Source organism: Chloroflexus sp., from assembly GCF_034432675.1.
In the GTDB taxonomy this organism is placed as follows: domain Bacteria; phylum Chloroflexota; class Chloroflexia; order Chloroflexales; family Chloroflexaceae; genus Chloroflexus.
This window is the reverse complement of sequence record NZ_DAOUBI010000249.1, coordinates 1-20139: the sequence shown is the minus strand read 5'-3', so window position 1 is coordinate 20139 and position 20139 is coordinate 1. Positions and strand designations below refer to the sequence as shown.

The 20139-nt window shown below is 56.3% G+C and carries 18 protein-coding genes and 1 tRNA gene; 13 read left to right on the top strand and 6 right to left on the bottom strand.

The annotated features are described in order from the left end of the window. Positions 1-118 precede the first annotated feature (118 nt). Both VAE55_RS18645 and VAE55_RS18640 read right to left on the bottom strand, forming a co-directional pair. Positions 119-595, bottom strand: a complete 477-nt coding sequence (locus VAE55_RS18645) for a low molecular weight protein-tyrosine-phosphatase (protein WP_322817219.1) — start codon at positions 593-595, stop codon at positions 119-121. A gap of 7 nt (positions 596-602) precedes the next feature. Next, entirely contained in the window at positions 603-1514 is a 912-nt protein-coding gene (locus VAE55_RS18640; protein WP_322817218.1) for a metalloenzyme, read from the bottom strand. Between the two features lie 679 nt (positions 1515-2193). Here VAE55_RS18640 and VAE55_RS18635 point away from each other — a divergent pair. The 4 genes from VAE55_RS18635 (at position 2194) to ilvD (ending at position 7803) form a co-directional block, all read left to right on the top strand. Next, positions 2194-3375, top strand: a complete 1182-nt coding sequence (locus VAE55_RS18635; RefSeq protein ID WP_322817217.1) for a 30S ribosomal protein S1 — start codon at positions 2194-2196, stop codon at positions 3373-3375. A 123-nt stretch (positions 3376-3498) separates the two neighbouring features. Next, positions 3499-4485 carry an ornithine cyclodeaminase gene (locus tag VAE55_RS18630; RefSeq protein WP_322817216.1) on the top strand — a complete coding sequence of 329 codons (987 nt, stop codon included), beginning with the start codon at positions 3499-3501 and terminating at the stop codon, positions 4483-4485. A 119-nt stretch (positions 4486-4604) separates the two neighbouring features. After that, positions 4605-5945, top strand: a complete 1341-nt coding sequence (locus VAE55_RS18625) for a UDP-glucose/GDP-mannose dehydrogenase family protein (RefSeq protein WP_322817215.1) — start codon at positions 4605-4607, stop codon at positions 5943-5945. 172 nt (positions 5946-6117) lie between these two features. Further along, the gene (gene ilvD / locus VAE55_RS18620; RefSeq protein WP_322817214.1) at positions 6118-7803 is read left to right on the top strand and encodes a dihydroxy-acid dehydratase; all 1686 of its coding nucleotides are present in this window, start codon (positions 6118-6120) and stop codon (positions 7801-7803) included. Between the two features lie 54 nt (positions 7804-7857). On the opposite strand, the gene VAE55_RS18615 is transcribed toward ilvD, so the two are convergent. Then, on the bottom strand, positions 7858-8790 hold the full coding sequence (locus VAE55_RS18615) for a DUF4938 domain-containing protein (RefSeq protein ID WP_322817213.1): 933 nt from the start codon (positions 8788-8790) through the stop codon (positions 7858-7860). 38 nt (positions 8791-8828) lie between these two features. Between VAE55_RS18615 and VAE55_RS18610 the strand changes: the two genes are divergently transcribed. Further along, complete coding sequence (locus VAE55_RS18610; protein WP_322817212.1) at positions 8829-9497, top strand: class I SAM-dependent methyltransferase; 669 nt, start codon at positions 8829-8831, stop codon at positions 9495-9497. Between the two features lie 483 nt (positions 9498-9980). Here VAE55_RS18610 and VAE55_RS18605 read toward each other — a convergent pair whose 3' ends face one another. Together VAE55_RS18605 and VAE55_RS18600 are read right to left on the bottom strand one after the other, a co-directional pair. After that, positions 9981-10271 (bottom strand): hypothetical protein, encoded by a 291-nt coding sequence (locus VAE55_RS18605; RefSeq protein ID WP_322817211.1) that lies wholly within the window; start codon positions 10269-10271, stop codon positions 9981-9983. Positions 10272-10603: 332 nt separating this feature from the next. Beyond that, complete coding sequence (locus VAE55_RS18600) at positions 10604-12619, bottom strand: amylo-alpha-1,6-glucosidase (protein ID WP_322817210.1); 2016 nt, start codon at positions 12617-12619, stop codon at positions 10604-10606. A 57-nt stretch (positions 12620-12676) separates the two neighbouring features. Between VAE55_RS18600 and VAE55_RS18595 the strand changes: the two genes are divergently transcribed. Together VAE55_RS18595 and VAE55_RS18590 are read left to right on the top strand one after the other, a co-directional pair. Continuing rightward, a complete protein-coding gene (locus VAE55_RS18595) occupies positions 12677-13519 on the top strand; it encodes a metallophosphoesterase family protein (RefSeq protein WP_322817209.1) in 843 nt (280 codons plus the stop codon). 20 nt (positions 13520-13539) lie between these two features. Next, positions 13540-13869 carry a hypothetical protein gene (locus tag VAE55_RS18590; protein ID WP_322817208.1) on the top strand — a complete coding sequence of 110 codons (330 nt, stop codon included), beginning with the start codon at positions 13540-13542 and terminating at the stop codon, positions 13867-13869. A gap of 90 nt (positions 13870-13959) precedes the next feature. Here VAE55_RS18590 and VAE55_RS18585 read toward each other — a convergent pair whose 3' ends face one another. Continuing rightward, positions 13960-14880 carry a 2-dehydropantoate 2-reductase gene (locus VAE55_RS18585; RefSeq protein ID WP_322817207.1) on the bottom strand — a complete coding sequence of 307 codons (921 nt, stop codon included), beginning with the start codon at positions 14878-14880 and terminating at the stop codon, positions 13960-13962. Between the two features lie 63 nt (positions 14881-14943). Here VAE55_RS18585 and VAE55_RS18580 point away from each other — a divergent pair, with 63 nt between their 5' ends. From VAE55_RS18580 to VAE55_RS18555, 6 genes are all read left to right on the top strand, one after another. Next, positions 14944-15666, top strand: coding sequence for an LppX_LprAFG lipoprotein (locus tag VAE55_RS18580; protein WP_322817206.1), 723 nt, complete (start codon positions 14944-14946; stop codon positions 15664-15666). After that, positions 15663-17195: an MFS transporter gene (locus tag VAE55_RS18575; protein WP_322817205.1), complete on the top strand. Its 1533-nt coding sequence runs from the start codon at positions 15663-15665 to the stop codon at positions 17193-17195. The genes VAE55_RS18580 and VAE55_RS18575 overlap by 4 nt, the downstream gene beginning before the upstream one ends. Before the next feature lie 58 nt (positions 17196-17253). Then, complete coding sequence (locus VAE55_RS18570; protein ID WP_322817204.1) at positions 17254-17766, top strand: hypothetical protein; 513 nt, start codon at positions 17254-17256, stop codon at positions 17764-17766. Between the two features lie 35 nt (positions 17767-17801). Then, positions 17802-17878, top strand: a tRNA-Pro gene (locus tag VAE55_RS18565). Between the two features lie 61 nt (positions 17879-17939). Then, on the top strand, positions 17940-18638 hold the full coding sequence (locus tag VAE55_RS18560) for a response regulator transcription factor (protein WP_012258717.1): 699 nt from the start codon (positions 17940-17942) through the stop codon (positions 18636-18638). 9 nt (positions 18639-18647) lie between these two features. Further along, complete coding sequence (locus VAE55_RS18555; protein WP_322817203.1) at positions 18648-19925, top strand: sensor histidine kinase; 1278 nt, start codon at positions 18648-18650, stop codon at positions 19923-19925. Positions 19926-20139: the final 214 nt, after the last annotated feature.

Sequence of the window (20139 nt, the reverse complement as noted above, 5' to 3'; positions counted from 1 at the left end):
TTGCCAGAACGGCTTGCTCGCGGGTGCATAAGCCATTGTTACCACATTTAATCAATGGTTGCAACAGAGCAATTTGAGATTACTTCTACCCAGAAATGTGGCGCAGCATTCTCCCTGATTACAAACCTTCACGTTCCCGGATGTGGGCAAGTAGTCGACGACAGGCTGTCTCGATCAAATGGTAGACCTCATCGAAGCGGCCGTTGTAGTAGGGATCAGGTACTGCCGCTGTGCCCAATTCTGGCGCAAAACTCAACAAAAGGCGGGCGCGTTCGCGGGCTTTCGGATGGAAATGGCCCAGATCGGCCAGATTCTCGTGATCCATCACCAGGATGTAGTCGAACTGATCGATATCGCTACTGCGTACCTGCCGGGCCCGCATACCGGCAGTCGAGATGTTGTGGCGGGCCAGCACACGCTGGGTACCAGGGTGTGGTGGTTCTCCCACGTGCCAGCCCCCGGTTCCGGCCGAGTCAATCTCGAAGTGCTCGCTCAAGCCGGCTTCATTGACCAGATGGCGAAAAACCGCCTCGGCCATTGGTGAACGACAAATATTCCCCATACAGACGAACAACACGCGTATTTTACGGTGCATAGTCTCCTCACAGAATAGGGGCAGCCAATGCATACAAGATCGCATCGGCTACTTCATCGATTCGACGCACATGCCGAAAATAGCCGGCATGTGGCCCAACCACCAGTAGCGGTGTTGGTGCGGTAGTATGTGTAGTGGTTGATGCCTGTTCGATATTGCCATGATCTGACGTAATCAGCAAACTATCTTCAGGGCGACGGGCGTGCAGCCAGCCTGTGATCAGGCCATCGATCCGGGTTAGGGCTTCACTTGCCCCATGCTTGCCCAGGCGACCATGCCCGGCAAGGTCGGGTAGAAAACTCTCGAAGAAGACCAGATCGTAGTCGCTGGCAAGACCGGCCAGCCGCTCACCTGCCAGGTGTGGATCAATGAATGGTATCGTTGCGGCAGCCGGATCGCGTGCTGCCAGCCTGTCGCCGCTAATATCCCAACTGAGTGCCTGTCCACGTTTCAGATCATCGAGATTGCGCAAATATAGCCCGGCCCCTTCGGCAGCAATCACACTCGCCGACCGGCGGAGCCGGCGGGTTGCCAGGGCCTGCCAGTAACCGGCAGTAAAGACATTGGCAAACGCAACCCGCCAGCCCTGTTCCAGGGCTCGTCGAAACAGCGAGCGTTCGGCAAGCAGCGGACGCAGGGCAACGGGTGGAAAGTGGGGCTGGTGGCGACCGTGAATAGCCGGTGCATTGACGCCGGCAAGTAGGGCAACGTGATTGGTGCCACTCTGCGGTAAGCCTTCGACCCCCAGACAGGCGTCAAGTGCACTCAATAACAGCCCATCACAGTAGCCAATCTGTTCACTGGTGAGTGGGCCTCCCAACAGATGGTGGATGGCCGGCATTGGTACCGTTGCCAGTGGGTTGTCGGTTGTGGCGGGGGCCAGTCCGATGCCGTCGAGAAAGACGAATGTAATAGCCATTAGTTTGGGAAATAGGAAATAGAACGCAGGGGCAGTATATCATATTGCGTGGAAGAGTTTTTCAACGGCGACCTGGTAAGCGAGCGGTGAGAGGAATTTGGGCACCACTGTGGAGTGCGGTAGCCATGCTGCCGCCCGGCCCACGCCTCGGCGCAGAGAAGCGTGTAGTCTGCAACCACACCGGCTACGTCTCCGGTTTGGAGTGCGGCAGTCACATTGCCGCACCCGCCCATGCTCTGTGCAAACGTAAGTAGTTTGTGAACACCCTGTTCAGCGGTACGCCGTGCAATCTTATGGCATCGATACAGAGTGTTACCGATGGTTGTAATGCATTGAACTCTGGATTCGTGCACCGGACAGTTATCCTGTTTGTATCTCGCGGCGATAGTACATGCATCGTTTGTGAAAATGTTGACAGGTTCATCATCATCACCTATAATTACCGGCATTGTAAAACATGTCTCGACTTCCGCAACGGTCGAACTCCACAGACTGGAACGGTTACGACGGCCTTGGAGCACTTGCCAGCAAGCGGAGCCGGCGGCTCACGCCAGTATAGCAACCTGCATAAAGCATTTGCGCGACTGACGTGCGCCATTGCACCAAATGGTTCGCGCTCTTTTTTACTTCTAAGCGGAAGGTAGAGACAAATCAAATCTCTTTGAGGAGGCTTTGTAGCATGTCTGTCCAGCCCGACCCTGTAACTCGGCAGAATGAGGAAGATCTGGATTGGACCCAATTACTTGATGAGTATGATTATGCCCGTCCCCAGCGTGGTGAGCTGCGTGAGGGTCTGATCATGCACATCGAAGAGAGTGGTGTTCTGGTCTCGATTGGCACTAAGCGCGAAGGTGTTATTCCGGCTCAGGATTTGCGCCAGATGGGCGAAGATTTTATCAATTCGCTGAAGGTTGGCGATACGGTTCAGGTGTATGTGCAGGAGCCGGAGAATCGCGACGGTGATCTGATTCTCTCGCTCTCGATGGTGCAGGTGGCGAAGGACTGGGAGGTTGCCGAGCAACTCTTCCACGATGGCGGTATCACTCGTTGCAAGGTGATTGGCTTTAACAAAGGCGGCTTGCTGGTGCAATTTAACCGGATTCGCGGTTTTGTGCCGTCATCGCAAGTTGCCCAGTTGCACGGTCGAACCGCTGCTGATGAACGCCAGCAAGCCCTGCAGAAGATGGTCAATCAAGAAATTCCATTGAAGGTTATTGAGGTTGATCGCGAACGCAATCGGTTAGTCCTTTCTGAGCGGGCAGCGACGCAAGAGTGGCGAAAGGCGCAGAAACATCGCTTGCTTACCGAATTGCAGCCCGGCGATGTCCTGATTGGTCGCGTCAATCAGCTTACCAATTTTGGTGCATTTATCGATCTGGGCGGGGCCGATGGTCTGGCCCACATCTCTGAGCTGAGCTGGCAGCGGGTAAACCATCCACGTGAAGTTCTGCAACCCGGCCAGGAAGTCAAGGTTGTGGTAGTAGAGATTGATCGCGAGCGCGAGCGCATTGGTCTCTCGATCCGGCAATTGCAGAATAACCCCTGGGAGACGATTGACCAGCGTTATACGCTCGGCCAGTTGGTGACCGGCCCGGTAACCAATGTGACCCCGTTCGGGGCGTTTGTCCAGGTGGAAGAGGCTGTTGAAGGTTTGATCCATGCCAGTGAGCTTGATGCTGATCCTCAGGCCCAGCCACGCGATATTCTGCAGCCGGGTCAGATCGTAACTGCGCGCGTGATTAGCCTCGACCGTCAGCGCCAGCGCATGGGTTTGTCGTTACGCCGGATTGGCGAGAATGAGAACGAGCCTGCTCCCACACCTACTGATACTGGTGAGGCTGAGCAGCCGGCCCAGGCGTAAATTATCGGTTTCTTTTCAGCTTCATTAACTTGTCTTGCAAACCGGCATGGATCGTTATCCGTGCCGGTTTTGTCGTATGATACGTGTGGGAAGTGGTTTGCCGGCACAATGAAGGAGGGATGAATGCGTTTTCTTTCAGCAGCTGATATTGCGCAGGCAGTGCCAATGTCAGCAGCGATTGATGCTGTTGCGCAGGCGTTTGGCATGCTGGCACGCGGTGAGGCTGATATTCCGTTACGAACAGCAATTACAACCCCGGCCCAGGCAGCGACGACCTTCTTTATGCCGGGTCGTCTCGGTGGTGAAAACCCCGCACTTGGTATCAAGACCGTTTCAGTCTTTCCCCATAATGTCTACCGTGCTGAACCAACAATTTACGCGCTGGTCACTCTCTTCGATCCGGGCAGTGGCCGCCCAATTGCAGTCCTTGACGGTACCTATCTTACAGCACTACGTACCGGCGCTGCATCGGGGGTGGCGACCCGTCTGCTGGCACGTGACGATGTCCGTACACTGGTGGTGTTCGGTGCCGGCGCTCAGGCATTACCGCAGCTTCAGGCAGTGCTGGCAGTGCGACCATCAATCAACAATGTCTGGATTGTGAACCGCACTCGTGATCGGGCGACATTACTGGCAGCACGCTTACGTGGCGAAGGTTTTCGTGGAAATATTCGCATCGCTACCGACCCGACAATGCCGCTAGCTGAAGCCGATGTGGTTTGTACCGCGACGAGTAGCGCAAACCCACTCTTTGCTGCCGACCTGATCCGCCCTGGAACGCATATTAATGCGATTGGTGCTTATCGCTCCGACATGGCTGAACTTCCCCCCGACCTAGTTGCCCGTAGTCGGGTTGTGGTCGATCAGCGTCACGCCGCCTGGAGCGAGGCCGGTGATTTGATTCAGGCTCGTGCTGCTGGTCTGATCGATGAACAGCACGTGATCGCTGAATTGGGCGATCTCGTCAATGGTACCGTACAGGGGCGAACGACTGCTGATGAGATCACCCTCTTCAAGTCAGTTGGTAATGCGGTGCAGGACCTGGCCGTGGCCGCATTGGCTCTGGCACAGGCGACCGCTCTGGGGCTCGGCGTTGAAGTGACAATCTGAGCTTTTGTCATCAGGTAAGCGAGCATTATTCATCGAAATGTCACACCGATTCTGTACAACCGTGATAACAATTGCGATGGATAATGCTTCATTGAAGGCAACATTAAGGAGACAAAAACGTGAAAAACATCTGTGTGGTAGGTACAGGCTATGTTGGACTGACAACCGGTGTCTGTTTTGCCGATCTCGGTCATTCTGTTACCTGTATCGAAATTGACTTGCACAAGCTGGAATTGCTCCGCAGCGGTAAATCCCCCATCTTTGAGCCTGGTCTAGAAGAGTTGCAAGAGCGCAATATGCGCGCCGGACGCTTGCGCTTTACCGATGATTATGCCGTTGGCATCCCCAATGCTGAGTTTATCTTCATTACAGTCGGTACTCCCATGGGTGAAGACGGCTCGGCTGATCTGACGTATGTTAAAGCCGCAGCATGTAGTATTGGTCAATATTTACGTTCGGGTTCAATCATTATCGACAAGAGCACCGTGCCGGTGGGAACCGGTGATATGGTCGAAAACATCATCGCCGAGCACGCCGGACCTGATGTGAAGTTTGATGTCGTGTCGAACCCGGAATTCTTGCGCGAAGGGAGTGCGCTGAGTGATTTCTTCAAGCCCGACCGCATTGTCCTCGGTGCGAAGAATCGCGAGGCGGCACAACGGGTGGCTGCGCTGCATGAAACATTGGGTGCGCCGATTATCATCACCGATCTGCGCACAGCCGAGATGATTAAATATGCATCCAATGCCTTTCTGGCTACCCGCATTTCGTTCATCAATGAAATTGCGCAGATCTGCGAGCGTCTGGGCGCTGATGTGCGTGAAGTTGCTCGCGGTATGGGTGCCGACAAACGCATTGGCCCCCACTTTCTGGAAGCTGGTGTTGGCTACGGTGGCTCCTGTTTCCCGAAAGACGTGCTGGCGCTGTACCACATGGCTGCCTCTGCCGGTTGCCACCCGCAGTTGCTTCAGGCAGTGATGGACATCAACAGCGATGCGCGCAAGCGGTTTGTGAAGAAGGTCGAAACAGTCCTGGGTTATCTCGAAGGCCGCGTCATTGGGGTGCTGGGTCTGTCATTCAAGCCCAATACTGATGATATGCGTGAGGCACCGAGCGTTGATATTATCAATGCCCTTCTGAAGAAGGAGGCCAGGGTTAAGGCGTATGACCCGGTAGCCATGGCGCGTGCCGAAGAGTTGTTGCCAACAGTAACCTTTACCGCGACGGCGTATGATGTGGCGAAAGATGCCGATGCATTACTGCTGGTTACTGAATGGAATGAGTTTAAGCAGTTGGATTGGCAACGCATCAAGCGCTATATGCGCCAGCCGGTCGTAATCGATGGCCGTAATCTCTACGATCCTCGTGAGATGCGCAATTTGGGCTTTATCTATTGGGGAGTTGGTCGCGGTGAGGCACCGGTGCCGATTATGGAAGAAGCGCAGAATATCGGCGATTAGGCGCTAGCAAACGTTGCTGAAGCGACACGTTACTTGCTAAAAGCAGCTTTTTGCAGATGGGAAACGAGTGGCACAATGCTGCTACTCGTTTTGCGTTACCGACAGCACCGACTAAAAGTAGCGGTACAATAGGCCATGTACCTTGTGGTTCAGATGTGTGAGGAGGCTTATAATGAGCGATAATCGCCGCAGTCGCATGATCACCGAAGGGCCGCAGCGCTCGCCGAATCGGGCAATGTTACGCGCTGTTGGGTTTGGCGACAACGATTTCATTAAGCCGATTGTGGGAGTGGCTAATGGCCATAGTACGCTGACACCTTGTAACGCCGGGTTGGGTGCGCTGGCTGCCCGTGCAGAAGAGGCCATTCGGGCTGCCGGTGGGATGCCGCAAATCTTCGGTACCATTACCGTCAGTGATGGTATTTCGATGGGTACCGAAGGTATGAAGTATTCGCTGGTCAGCCGTGAAGTGATTGCCGATTCAATTGAAACCGTTGTCAATGCTCAGCGCATGGACGGCATTCTGGCAGTGGGTGGTTGTGACAAGAATATGCCGGGTGCGCTGATTGCCATGGCACGGCTAGATATTCCGGCCATCTTTGTGTACGGTGGGACGATTAAGCCCGGTCATTATAAGGGGCGTGATCTGACGATTGTCAGCGCTTTTGAAGCAGTCGGTGAATACAGCGCCGGTCGCATTGATGAGCACGAGTTGCTTGAGATTGAGCGTCATGCCTGTCCTGGCGCCGGCTCATGTGGCGGGATGTACACTGCCAATACGATGTCGTCGGCTATTGAAGCCCTCGGTTTGAGTCTGCCCGGCTCTTCCACGATGGCTGCCGAAGATGAGGAGAAGGCACTGAGTGCTGCGCGGTCTGGTGAAGTACTGGTTGAGGCGATTCGCGCCAATCGTACTGCCCGCCAGATGCTGACCCGCAAGTCGCTTGAGAATGCGATTGCGGTAGTGATGGCGCTCGGTGGTTCAACCAATGCGGTCTTGCATTTGCTGGCGATTGCACATGCTGCCGATGTCCCGCTTACGATTGATGATTTCGAGACAATTCGCCAGCGGGTGCCAGTGCTCTGCGACCTGAAACCCTCTGGCCGTTACGTGGCGACCGATCTGCACCGGGTCGGTGGGGTGCCGCAGGTGATGAAGATACTGTTGAATGCTGGTTTGTTACACGGCGATTGTATGACCATCACCGGGCAGACGATTGCCGAGACGCTGGCTGATGTGCCTGATGAACCTCCAGCCAATCAGGATGTGATTCGTCCGTTTAGTCAACCAATCTATCCTCAAGGTCATCTGGCTATTCTACGCGGCAATTTGGCCGAAGAGGGTTGTGTTGCCAAGATTACCGGTATCAAGCAACGCCGGATTACCGGCCCCGCTCGGGTCTTTGATGCTGAAGAGGAGTGCCTGGAGGCCATTCTAAGCGGGAAGATTAAGGCCGGTGATGTAGTAGTCATCCGCTACGAAGGGCCAAAGGGTGGCCCCGGTATGCGTGAAATGCTGGCACCAACGTCGGCTATTATCGGGGCTGGTTTGGGTGACAGTGTTGGGCTGATTACCGATGGTCGCTTTTCCGGTGGTACCTACGGCCTGGTCGTCGGCCACGTTGCCCCAGAGGCCGCCGTCGGTGGTACGATTGCGTTGGTCGAAGAGGGTGACAGTATCACGATTGATGCCGATTCCCGTTTGCTGCAATTGAATGTCTCTGATGAAGAACTGGCCTGGCGACGGGCTGCCTGGCAGCCGCGGCCACCACGCTACACCCGCGGTGTTCTGGCCAAATATGCCCGTCTGGTGTCGTCGGCCAGTCTGGGGGCAGTAACTGACCGGTTTACCGATTAGTTGTCCATGATTGCGGCAGGGGCACTGCTCTCTGCCGCAATGGCTTCATAGCCGTCATTCTTTGGCCGGTGTCCAACCGATCACACCGTTTGGTGCGTAGCTCAGCAAGCGGTGCAACGCCGGATCGGTGAGGTTTATCAGGGTTGGGGCGACGCTGCACAGCATGGGTAGGCCGAGTGCGCACAGCCATTCATCATCATCGGCGGCAGTCGGTGGCCGTGAACCGGTGCGGTCGGTGATGATCGCCAGATCACAACGGTCAAACGGTAGTCCTTCCCGGATCAGGCTGTCGGTATCGAAGCCGACAATCAGGGTAGCGCAGGCAGGATCGGCCAATGCTGTGATGACTGATGCTCGATTGGCATGGTCGAGAATGACGCTGTGATGGCGAGCAGCCTGTTCAGCGATAGCCTGTTGACGGTAGCGCTCGCCGGTAACCGCGATGATCGGAATCCGACCAAGACGTGACCACGGCGGTTGCAGATCGGGCGCTGCGCGTAGATCGGCAGGAGCGACAATCCAGCCCCGCTCACCCTGCCCAATCAGCAGCCTGCCATCGTCCAGGATTGTCGTCGGGATGTCTCGGTGACGGGCGTTGGCCATCAATTGCAGCGCCGCCACCGGTAATGCCTGCGCCTGACGACGGTCACGTAATGCCAGTAGCGGTTCATCGGGGTCCCAGGTCTCGTCGTGGCTGAGTTCGGCGTTGATCCCATCGACCACATACCGACAAAGTTCGGCTCCAATTGCCGGTTCAGGCGTCGTGAAGAACGCACTCATCAGTATGTCGGCGTTGTCAGGTTTTGCCTCGACGTGGAGTTGCGCGATCACCAACCCAATCGCTAACGCGCCACCCTTGAGTGCCGTGCGTAGCCGATCACTGTAATCGGCAGCGGCGCCGACGCGGAGCACAACACCAGGTTGCGGACGGTAGATGTTGGGGCCATACAGGGCAGCCAGATGACGTATTGTGAGCGGTTGGGTCATAAGGGCATCCCAGCTAGCGTTTCAATTAACTACCTGCAATGATAACACGTCTCCACGAGCCATACCTCGTACTGCTCCAGCAAGCAATGCTGGCAGCTACACCACCTGGATCACGAGTAGCCCTTGATCTAGGGTGTGGTGATGGCTCAAAAACACGCTGGTTGCGTGCGTGTAGTGCCTCTGACGCGCTCATCGTGGGAGTAGATCGCGACGGATCCGTTTTGCGTGCTGCTGACGACATCATGTTCATCGCCGGTGATGCCTCGCACCTCCCGCTCCGTGATGCGTGTATTGATCTGGTCTGGTGTATTGCTGCGCTCAACCTCTTTCCTAATCGACACCTTGCGCTACGCGAAATGTGGCGTGTACTGCGTCAAGGGGGAACGCTGGTTGTTGCGACCGCTGGTGAATACTGGGTGCGGTTGCGCAACCATCCAGCGCCGCTAATCGCTGCGCTACCTGACACGCCATTGCCACTCCCGCCCGCCGACGGCCTTGATGAAGAGTGGTCGCTCCTGATGGCGGCTGCCGGTTTTCAACCACGCCAGACACAGGCATATCTGCTAGATGGTGGCAGGCTGGCGCAGGTTGCATTAATCGATGGCGAGGCACTGACATCGCACCTTTCGCTTCCCTCGTACGCCAGTCTGGTCGCCGATCCCGAACCGCGCCATCTCCTGGTGGTGACGAGTGCCCGAAAAGTGTGAGTGTAGATAGAATAGTTGCCTGTGTTAACAGATTGATTGCCTGGTGTACAAAACTTTACAATATGGCTTTAGAAATCATCTCACACATGCTTGTAAAAAGACTGATACTTTCTTACCGATTGGGCATCCAGAGCAGCCGTATAGGGTAGCCGGAGGAACGTTTTGTTACAGTTATACGAGACCAGGTTTTACACCATGTCAAATCAACCCTGTAAATCTGTTGGGAGAACTTCCTCAACTTGTAAGACTAATTTGCGCCGAAAGATACGCGGTAGGTGTAACGCACTTCACCAGCCAGCCATACACGGCGTAAACGATTTGTTGTCTGTTGTTGGGAAGAGGGCGTGTATAATCGTAGCGTCCAATGTCGGGATTCGAGTGCAAAATCTCGATAAGTCGTTGTGCGTTGATTTATTCAGCCGGAGAAAGGGTCTGAAACTACATAGATGCACGGTTTGTCCAGACAACATCAAGATACATGCATTATCCTTTAAGCTGCTCACGAAGCATGATTGCGACTTCTTCCTCGCTAAGCAGTCCTTCCTCTAGATCGGGGATATACTCGATGTGAGTTGGTAAACCGTCTGTACCTGCCATGTACAGGATAGGCGAATGTTCCTCGATGCGTGTCTTGTGGGTTATATCCGGTGATACAGAGATTGGAAGTCCCAAGAGAATGTCTGCTGCACTCTTAACACGATCTGCCGGATCAATTGCTTCATCCAACAGAATAGTAAGAATCTCTCGTACCGCGCTGCGAAACTGTTGCTCCATAGGGTATAGCCTTTCATCATGGGTTTTGCAAGATATGTTCAAACGCTCTGATCGACAATGCACTGTTTTCAGTAGTATACCATCGAGACAATGTTTGGAACCCATTTAGTACACGTAGCCGGATGTGCCGTAAAGCAGGAGTCACTTCATACCTTTTGAAAAGGGTGATGGTAAGAGTTAATCGTACCACCACCGCAACGATAGGGGGCGAGGCTACACACCACTACAAAGTACGGTCAGAACAATCTCTTCTAAAGCGTGATTGAACCGCTACCCTGTAGCGATATATTGCCTCCATTCTCCTCTCTCATTCGTCCCCTGTTCACTATTTCCTATCTCCTATCTTCTATCTCCTCACCCCTATCTTCTACCTCATACCATACCCGCAGCACTTCCGCTACACTCCACGCCTGGGCAAAACAGCCGCGTGGCTGGTGTGGCGGATCGCCGTCGAAAATTTCACTGATCGTCCCAACACAGCCATCGGCGAGGTGATCGATCAGCGGCAAGAGAAGGCGGCGTGTGGAGTTACGGTCGCGAGTGATGCGATACCATGCGCTGGCAAAAGGGCCAATCAGCCAGGCCCAAACCGTGCCCTGATGATAAGCGGCGTCACGCGCCAGCAGCGAACCGGTGTAACGCTGTGCATAATCGGGATGATCTGGTGTCAGACTGCGCAAACCAACGCCGGTCAGGAGCGAGCGGGCACATGCCCGTACCACAGCTTCCTGCCGCTGGCGATCAAGCGGACTGTAAGACAGACTCACCGCAATGATCTGATTAGGTCGAAGTGTGGGGTCTACCCCATCAGGGCCATCAATCACATCGTAGAGATAGTGGCCGTCGGTATACCAGAAACGGTTAAATCCGGCTTTGGTCGCTGCGGCCATTGTAGTGTAGCGCTCGTCGGCTTTACCGAGATGTCTGGCAAACGCAGCCATACTTTGCAAGGCGTTGTACCACAGCGCATTGATCTCAACCGGCTTGCCACTACGGGGTGTCACTACCCAACCGCGAACCCGTACATCCATCCAGGTGAGCTGGGTTGTCGCAGTGCCGGCCCGCAGCAAGCCATCACCGCGATCCAACCCTATTCCGTCACGGGTGCCACGGATATGCCAATCGATAATCTCTTCCAACAGCGGGAAGAGTTCGGCGATCAGATCATCATCGTCAAAGGCAGCGTGATGGGCGCGAATCGCCTCAAAAAACCAGAGCGTTGCATCGGCAGTGTTGTACTCAGGGGCAACGCCTTCATCGGGAAATCGGTTAGGGAGCATACCTTGATCAACAAAACGGGCAAAGGTGCGCAGCACAGCCGCGGCTACCTCTGGTCGTCGTGTCGGAATTGTCAGACCGGGCAGGCTGATCATCGTATCGCGTCCCCAATCGGTAAACCAGGGATAACCGGCGATAATCGTCCGTCCGCGCAGACCGGTATCGAGTGGCCGGTCAACAATAAACTGGTCGGCAGCCAGCGCAAGCTGGTGAACCACCGGATCATCAGTCCACTCGATCCGGCTGAGCAGCTCTGCTTCGTAACGGGCACGTTCGCTCCAGGCTGCATCGGCATCAAGTGTGGCAGTCTGTTCAGTGGTAGCAACCACCAGGAGCGACTCACCGGTGCTCAACGTCACTGTAAGCCGCCCCACCCGGCGCAGATTGTCGGTAGCCGGTTGACCACGTTCATCTTCCACTGCGAGGTACAGATCGGTCAGCCATCCGCCGAGCGGTTTCCATGGCGCTCGATCACTCAGCAGACGTAAACTATGCCCACCAATCATTGGCCCGATCCGGAGACCGTTATTGATCGTCTCGACCTGAAGCGCTATCTCACCGACCTGCGCCACCGTGTGATGATCGCGTGCTGTTGTCAGGGCATCAAGGCGTATTGTCAGTGGTGCCGAGGCGCGTTGCACAGTATAGCGAATGAAGGTGGTATTGGCACCTGGCGCCATCCAGACTCGTCGTTCAAGCAGGGCATCGGCCAGCGCATATTCCCACACCGGCGTCGTGCCGTCACGCCACCAGCGTTCGAGCCAGCGACAGGCACGCGCCGGTTCACCTACCCGACGGTGAGTTGTCAAATCGAAATGGTGGCCCAGATATGACACATATGCATCGAGAGCAGCAAGCGTAAGGACACGGCCCAGCGGTGGTTCGAGTGCAGCAATCAGCAACCCGTGGTAGCTCCGCGTTAATGTGCTGGCGATGGTACCGGCTGCATAACCGCCAATACCGTTCGTCACCAGCCACTCGCGGCTGGCAGCAATCATCGGTTCTGTACAGAGAGTGCGTCCAAACGTAAACACAATAGTTACTCCTGTGTACGATGCTTCATCTTCCATGGTACACTACCTGATGGTAACGATAGGTATACCAGCGCAAAAGGGAACCTGAAAACGATGAAAGTAGCTGTTCTGGCTGATATTCACGCCAACCTGGCTGCCTTCACTGCCGTTATTGCTGATATTAACCGGTGGCAACCCGATGCGGTGATTATTGCCGGCGACATTATTAATCGTGGCCCCAACCCGCGTCTGTGCCTTGAACTGGCTCTGCGCCTGCGTGCCGAGCGGGGGTGGTATGTGCTGCGGGGGAATCACGAGGGGTATGTGTTGAATTACGATCACGACCTTCGTGCGGGTCGTCCGCCACAAGGTGGGCGGCGTGCGCTATTGGGGCCGATCATCTGGACTCATCACGAAGTTGCCGATCTGCTGCCTGCTGTGGCAGCACTACCGACCAATCTGGCCCTGACAAGTCGTGAAGGCGTGGTTATGGCTTACCACGGTTCAATCCATCATGATCGTGATGGACTACTACCAACCCACGACCAACACGAGCTGCAATCGCGCATCGATCCGCACGCAGCAGTCTTCTGTACCGCTCATACGCATATGCCATTCGCCCGTCGGGTTGGCAAGACCCTGGTTGTTAATGTCGGATCGGTCGGCTTGCCCTTCGATGGCGACTGGCGGGCTGCCTATGCCCGGTTGACCCTGGATCAGGATGGCTGGCAGGCAGAGATTGTCCGTTTGGCTTACGATCACGCTGCTACGCTACGGGCGGCGCGAGAGCTGATGCTACCGGCTGGTGGGCCAATTGCCCACATTATGCTGCGCGAACTAGAGACTGCCCGCTCGCTGCTCTTCGATTTTGTGCCGGTCTACAACGAACCGGTGATCGCCGGTGTTATCAGTCTGGATGAAGCTGTACACCGCTTCTTAGCCGAACAGGCAGCGTAAATACAGGAAGGAACGTGCCCGTGCTTCAGGTTGTCCGCTACGACCGGATGCCCGAACCGCGAGCGGCAGTGATTGCCGCCGATATGGAAGCCTGGCTAGCCCAGGATGGTTACGAATGCTTCTCGACGTTCGTGGTTCAGGCAGCCGGCCAATCAATGACCATCGAGGTCTTCCGCCGTGAAGGTAGCGACCCCTTTGCCCTCTACCATCCAGCATTTGCTCCCGGCGGCCTGCGCCCCACCCTCTACCTGTTGCCCAACGTCGATGCGATGGATGAATTGCTTCAGCGTGCCCAGCAGATGGTCGCGACCCTAATGACCATTGCGGGGCAGCGGGGTGGTGGGGTGTAACTCGCAACTATGTTCTGTTTGTAGAACACGGATGCACGCGGAATGACGCGAGTTTTCGCGGATAATCCGCGCCCATCCGCGTCCTTATTTTCACTTCACCCGCAGCGGTGCAGTTGCTTCGAGGGCAGTGATCAAGTCACAGAGGAAGGCGTTAAACGGTGTTGGTACGCCAAGCCGTTGCCCTTCGCGCACAATGGCTCCGTTAATCGTGTCAATTTCGGTTGGCACACCGCGTAGTACATCCTGAAGCATTGAAGAGCGATTCGTTGCCGTAGCCCGCGCAACTGCCAGCGTTTCGGCTACCGGATCGCTCAATCTAATCGTAATTCCGGCGGCGCAGGCTACGGCGACCGCCTCTTCCACCGCACGGCGCACCAGTTTTTCTGCAGCCGGGATGTTCGCCAACGCTCCGTTTGGCACCCGCAGCAGAGCCGTCAACGCATTGATGCCGGTATTGACGATCAATTTGCCCCATACCAGACTTGCCAGATCGGTTGAGACGCCCGCCGGTAATGAACTGGCGCGAAAGGCATCGGCGACGGCGTAGGCTAATTGTAGTGAGGGGGTTGCGGCAAATGTCGTTGGGCCACGACCGGCCATCCGCACGTGTCCGGGCGCCAGCAAGGTCGCGCCAATCGTGGTCACCCCCTGCCCGACCCGTTGTGTTCCCAACCGGCTGGCGAGTCGTTCGGCGTTGCCCAGACCGTTTTGCAGCGTGTAGGCAACGCCATCCGGTTGTACTATCTGTGCGGCAATCTCAGCAGCCCAGGGCGTTTGGGCTGCTTTGACCGTAATCAGGGCCACCTCAACCGGTTCAAGGTTGTCAGTGCTGGTCGTAGCCGGTAACAGACGCACCTGCTCTTGATCGTCAAAGCTACAGCGCAGGCCATGCCCGTTAATCGCGTCAACGTGTTCTTCCCACTGGTCTACCAGCGTGACGGCGTGATTGGCTGCCAGATGGAATCCAATGACGCTCCCCAGGGCACCGGCGCCAATAATCGCGATCTTCATAGGAATTACCTCTGGTATACTATTCTCACAACCATGGTAGCACGGCAACTGAAAAGGTGCTTTATGAAGCATATCTGGAAATGGCTGATTGCTGGTTCCCTGTTATGGCTGGTGGCTTGTGGTGGTATCGCTTCCCCTCCCACTCCTACCCCAACCCCCGATCCGCGCACACTGGCGGCTGCTATTGGACAGGCGACGCAGAATAGTCAGAGTGCTCATTTCCGTATTACCCTGAGTGGCAAGCCGGTTGCCCTCGATGCCAGTGGCGTGACTGTCCTTAACAGCATAGAAGGTGATTTGCGCCGTCCTGACGCGGTTCTCTCCATTCTCAACATCACCCTTGGCAGTGCAATTGGCGAGATTCGCACCGTTTCGCTGGCCGGTAAACAATACGCTACCAACCCGATTACCCGTCAGTGGATGTGCTTGCAGGCCGGTTCAACCTTCGATCCGGCAGTGCTGTTCGCACCTGAGATCGGCATTGAAGCACTGCTGGCGAAAGGCTTTACCGATGTCACGCTCGTTGGGATTGAAGACCTGAACGGTCGACCACATTACCATCTGCGGGGAACCCTGCCTGCCGATTCGTTGCGTGCGATTAGCCTCAACCTCCTGGGCGCCGGGCCGGTGACCACCGATCTCTGGGCGGATCAAGAGACGCTGCGCACCAGTCGCGTGGTACTGGTCGATACAGCCACTGACGCCAGTAGCCCCACCACCTGGACGCTTGAGTTCAGTGACTATGACAAAGCGGTTGATGTTCGTGAACCGGTGCAATGTCCATGAAAAATCCTGCCTTGACAACGGTTGAAACCCGTCCGGTCGATCCACGGCTGACCCTGGGGCTGGTCTGTCTGGCAATCTTCATCGGCGCAGTTGACCTGACGGTAATCAGTGCTGCGTTACCGAAGGTCATGATTGACCTGCGTCTTTCGCTGGATACGGAGTTGAATCGGGCTTCCTGGGCGGTGAGTGGCTATTTGCTGGCCTACACGGTGAGTATGACCTTCATGGGGCGGCTGTCTGATCTGTTTGGCCGGCGGATGGTGTATCTGATCTGCCTGGTCGTTTTCCTCATCGGTTCAGCCTGGGTGGCAGCCGCGCCGAATCTGACGATGCTGATTATCGGGCGGGTGGTTCAGGCGTTTGGAGCCGGAGCGATGGTGCCGGTCTCGATGGCCCTGGTTGGCGATCTCTTCCCGCCAGGACAACGGGCAGCCGCGCTCGGCCTGATCGGTGCCGTTGATACTGCCGGATGGATGGTCGGGCATCTCTACGGCGGTGTGCTGATGCGCATCTTTGATGACTGGCGGCTCCTGTTTTGGCTCAACCTGCCCATTGGTCTGGTCGCCCTGGCATTGACGTGGTATGCGCTGCGTCAGGTGCCAACCCCGCCGCGGGTCGGGCGTTTCGATTGGCCGGGTACGCTGTTGTTGAGCGCCAGCCTTGTTGCGTTGAATATCGGTCTGGCTGCCGGGAGCGAGCTAGGCGCAACCGATTTCTACGGTGAGCGCCTAGGGCCACCGCCCTACGCCGGGCCGCTGGTGATAGTGTCCCTGCTATTGCTGGCACTCTTCGTTTGGGTCGAGCACCGTAGTGACGATCCGCTGATTGGCCTGGAGCTGTTCAGCCGCCGTCATACCGCGATGGCCTGCGTGATCAACGTGATGGTTGGGTTCGGACTGGCAATTGCGATCACGAATGTACCTCTCTACATCAACACCCGTTTGTTGCTGTACCATCCGACCGATAGCGACATTCTCCGAATCGCCGCCTGGGATGCCGGCTGGATGCTATCAGCATTAACCCTGACAATGGCAGCTGCCGCACTACCCGGCGGACTGCTCACCGGGCGATTTGGGGCACGGCTGCCGGCAATGTTGGGGTTAGGACTGGCTATCATTGGCTATGGCCTGATGGCGTTTTGGGGGCCGGACGTGACCTACCTGCGCATGGGTCTGGAACTGGCGTTGACCGGTATTGGTCTGGGCCTGGTGATTGCGCCGGTCGCCGACACGGTGATTGCCACTGCTGGTGAAGATCGCCGCGGTGCAGCCTCGGCCCTGGTGATCGCCTTGCGTCTGGTGGGCATGACGGTGGGTGTCGCGATCCTCACCCTGTGGGGCGTTCACCGCCAGGACGAGCTGCGGCGGGCTGGCGCTGACAACCCGCTCGCTGTCACCGAGCCGGCTCGTTTTTTGATGGAGATTGCGGCACGGGTCATCGGGGAGACATTTCTCTTCGGGGCAGCAGCGTGCCTGGTTGGCCTCCTGGCCGCTCTGGTAATGCGAGAGGTATCCGGGCGCCGAACATAGATGTGAATTCGTGGTATCATCATCCCATGGTGCCATTTGCTCCGTAAGGACACACTCAATGCACGATGAAGAGATCGAACGTCTCATTAACCAGTATTTGCCGATTGAAGTGCGGGCCGGGCTGCCTGACATTCGCCGGTATAGTGATGAATTGCTGATCATTCTCCACATTAGCCGCCCGGCTGAAGACATACCACTCTTGCGTGAGCAGACGCGCCGTCAGCGGATGCGCATTGCCCGCGAGATCGAACGCCAGACCGGTCTGCCGGTGGCCTGGGGAATGCGATCTGCCGATCACGAAGTGCTCTTTACCACACGCACGGTACCGGTCATGACTCGTCTTGGTCGTGCCGAGCGTGAACTGCTCGATCTGCTGGTTGCGGTTGGGATTGCTGATACGCGCAGCAGTGCACTCGCCTACATTGCGCGTGCCTTTGCCTACGAACATCGTGAATGGCTGGCCGAAGCCCGCCTAGCCGTTGGGGAAATGGCTCGCGTGCGGGCGCGCCTACACCTGCAACCACGCTCTGGGCCGCCGGTTGTGCCGCCGGAGCCAGGCGATGACGCTTGACAAAATGGCGTCACTGCTGTTAATCTTAATGGCGTCGGGGCGTGGCTCAGCCTGGTAGAGCACCGCGTTTGGGACGCGGGGGTCGTGGGTTCAAATCCCTCCGCCCCGACCACATTCGCCACGTGGCAATGACCGCCGACTCACAAGCGGCGGTCTTTATGTGTGGAGTAACTATGGCGACGGTTCTCATCGTCGAAGACGAAACCACGTTGGCCGAGACACTACGCTATAACCTCGAACGCGAAGGCTATTCCGTCATTGTCGCCGGTGATGGTGTTCAGGGACTCGACCGTGCTCGCCGTGATCAACCCGATCTCGTTGTCCTCGATATTATGCTCCCTCGTCTCGATGGCTTCTCGGTCTGTCGGATTCTACGTCAAGAGAGCGATGTACCGATCATTATGCTCACGGCTCGTCAGGACGAGGTTGATCGGATTGCCGGTCTGGAACTGGGGGCTGATGACTACATGGGCAAGCCGTTTAGTCTCGGCGAGTTCCTTGCTCGTGTGCGAGCGATCCTGCGGCGCAGCGAACGACAGCCTCATTCGATTGTACGTGAAGTGTTAGAGGCCGGTGCGATCCGGGTGGACACCAGCAGCCGTCGGGCCTGGCGGAATGGGCAGGAACTGAATCTCCCGCAGAAAGAATTCGATCTGCTCACCTGTCTGATGCGTAATCGTGGGATTGCCCTGACGCGCGATCTGCTGCTCGAACGGGTATGGGGCCAGGACTTCATCGGTGATAGTCGCACTGTCGATGTCCATATCCGCTGGCTGCGCGAGAAGATAGAGCCAGACCCTGGCAAACCGGTTTATATCCAGACGGTGCGAGGGGTTGGGTATCGGTTTGAACCGCCATCTGATGATGCGTAAATTGCACCAATGATGCTGCTCGAATGGATGCTGATGGTAGCGACGATTGCACTGGCGGTTGGGTTTATCGTCAGTATGTATCGCCGACTTCAGAAGACCCATTCATCATTGGTTGACCATCCCTCTCCGCCCGGTACTCAGGAACACTCTATGATCTCATCTGCCAGATCAGAAACGATAACGTCAGATTCGCACCTTGCGTTGTTAGCCATTCATCGTCAGCCGCTCTTTCTGGCGCTGGCAGCAGCGATTGATACCGGTGTGATTGTGATCAATGCCGAACGTCGTATCGTCTTTCACAACGACACCGCGCTGCATCTCCTGGCTACTCAAGTGCCAGCGCAAGACAGCGGCCTGATTACACTGCTCCGCGATCATCAAGCCGATCAGTTAGCCTCTGATGTGCTCAGCGATGGAGAACATCGTGAATTGACGATCCGCCCAATTGCAACCGGGCGGACATTACATCTGCACTACGTGCCATTGCGGGAAGGGGGCGGAAAACCGGTTGGCGCTCTGATCACGATTCGCGACCTGACGCAAATCAGTATGCTTGAACGTGCGCGGCGTGATCTGGTGGCGAATGTATCGCACGAGTTGCGCACGCCACTGGCTTCGCTTAAGTTGCTGGTGGAGACCGTACAATCAGCACCACCCCCCGATATTGCCAGCCGTATGCTGGAGCAGATGGCGCAAGAGATTGATGCCGTCACGCAACTGGTTGACGAACTGCACGAGCTTTCCCGCCTTGAGTCGGGGCGAGTCTCGCTCAAGCTGGAACCGTTACCGGTCTGGCCGGTGATTGAACGTGCCGTTGAGCGCATTCGCCCCCAGGCTGATCGTAAACAACAAGTGATCTGCGTCGAGCCGCCGGCTGATTTGCCACTGGCATTGATGGACGGTGATCGAATTGGTCAGGTATTGTTGAATCTGCTCCACAATGCGGTGAAGTTTACACCTGAAGGTGGAACCATCACGGTAGCGGCTGAAGTGCTGACCCTGCGTGATGATGAACGACCGTCACGGCCTGATCGTCCTCCACATCCGGCGGGGACATGGTTACTGATCAGGGTCAGCGACACCGGCATCGGGATTCCCAATCGCGATATCCAACGTATCTTCGAGCGCTTCTACAAAGTTGACCGGGCGCGCACCCGCCACGCTGGAGGTACCGGGTTGGGTCTGGCGATTGCCAAGCACCTGGTCGAGGGCCACGGTGGCCGCATTTGGGCGAGTAGTCAGGAAGGGCACGGCTCGACCTTCTGGTTTACGCTACCGGCAGCGTAGAGCGGGGGCTAGAACATATTTGTAAAAGCTGTGCTGTCATGCACCCAGACGGTCGCACAGGCGCATGAACGCATGCCAACCACCAAAGCCAGCATATCCTGCTTCCAGTTTGTCTGCATAGCGACGAGGCGGGTTGCCGACCATCACCGGTACCATCACGCGCTGCATTGATTGCCTTGCCCGCTCGTCATGCGTGTGTCGCGCAGTTTGGAGT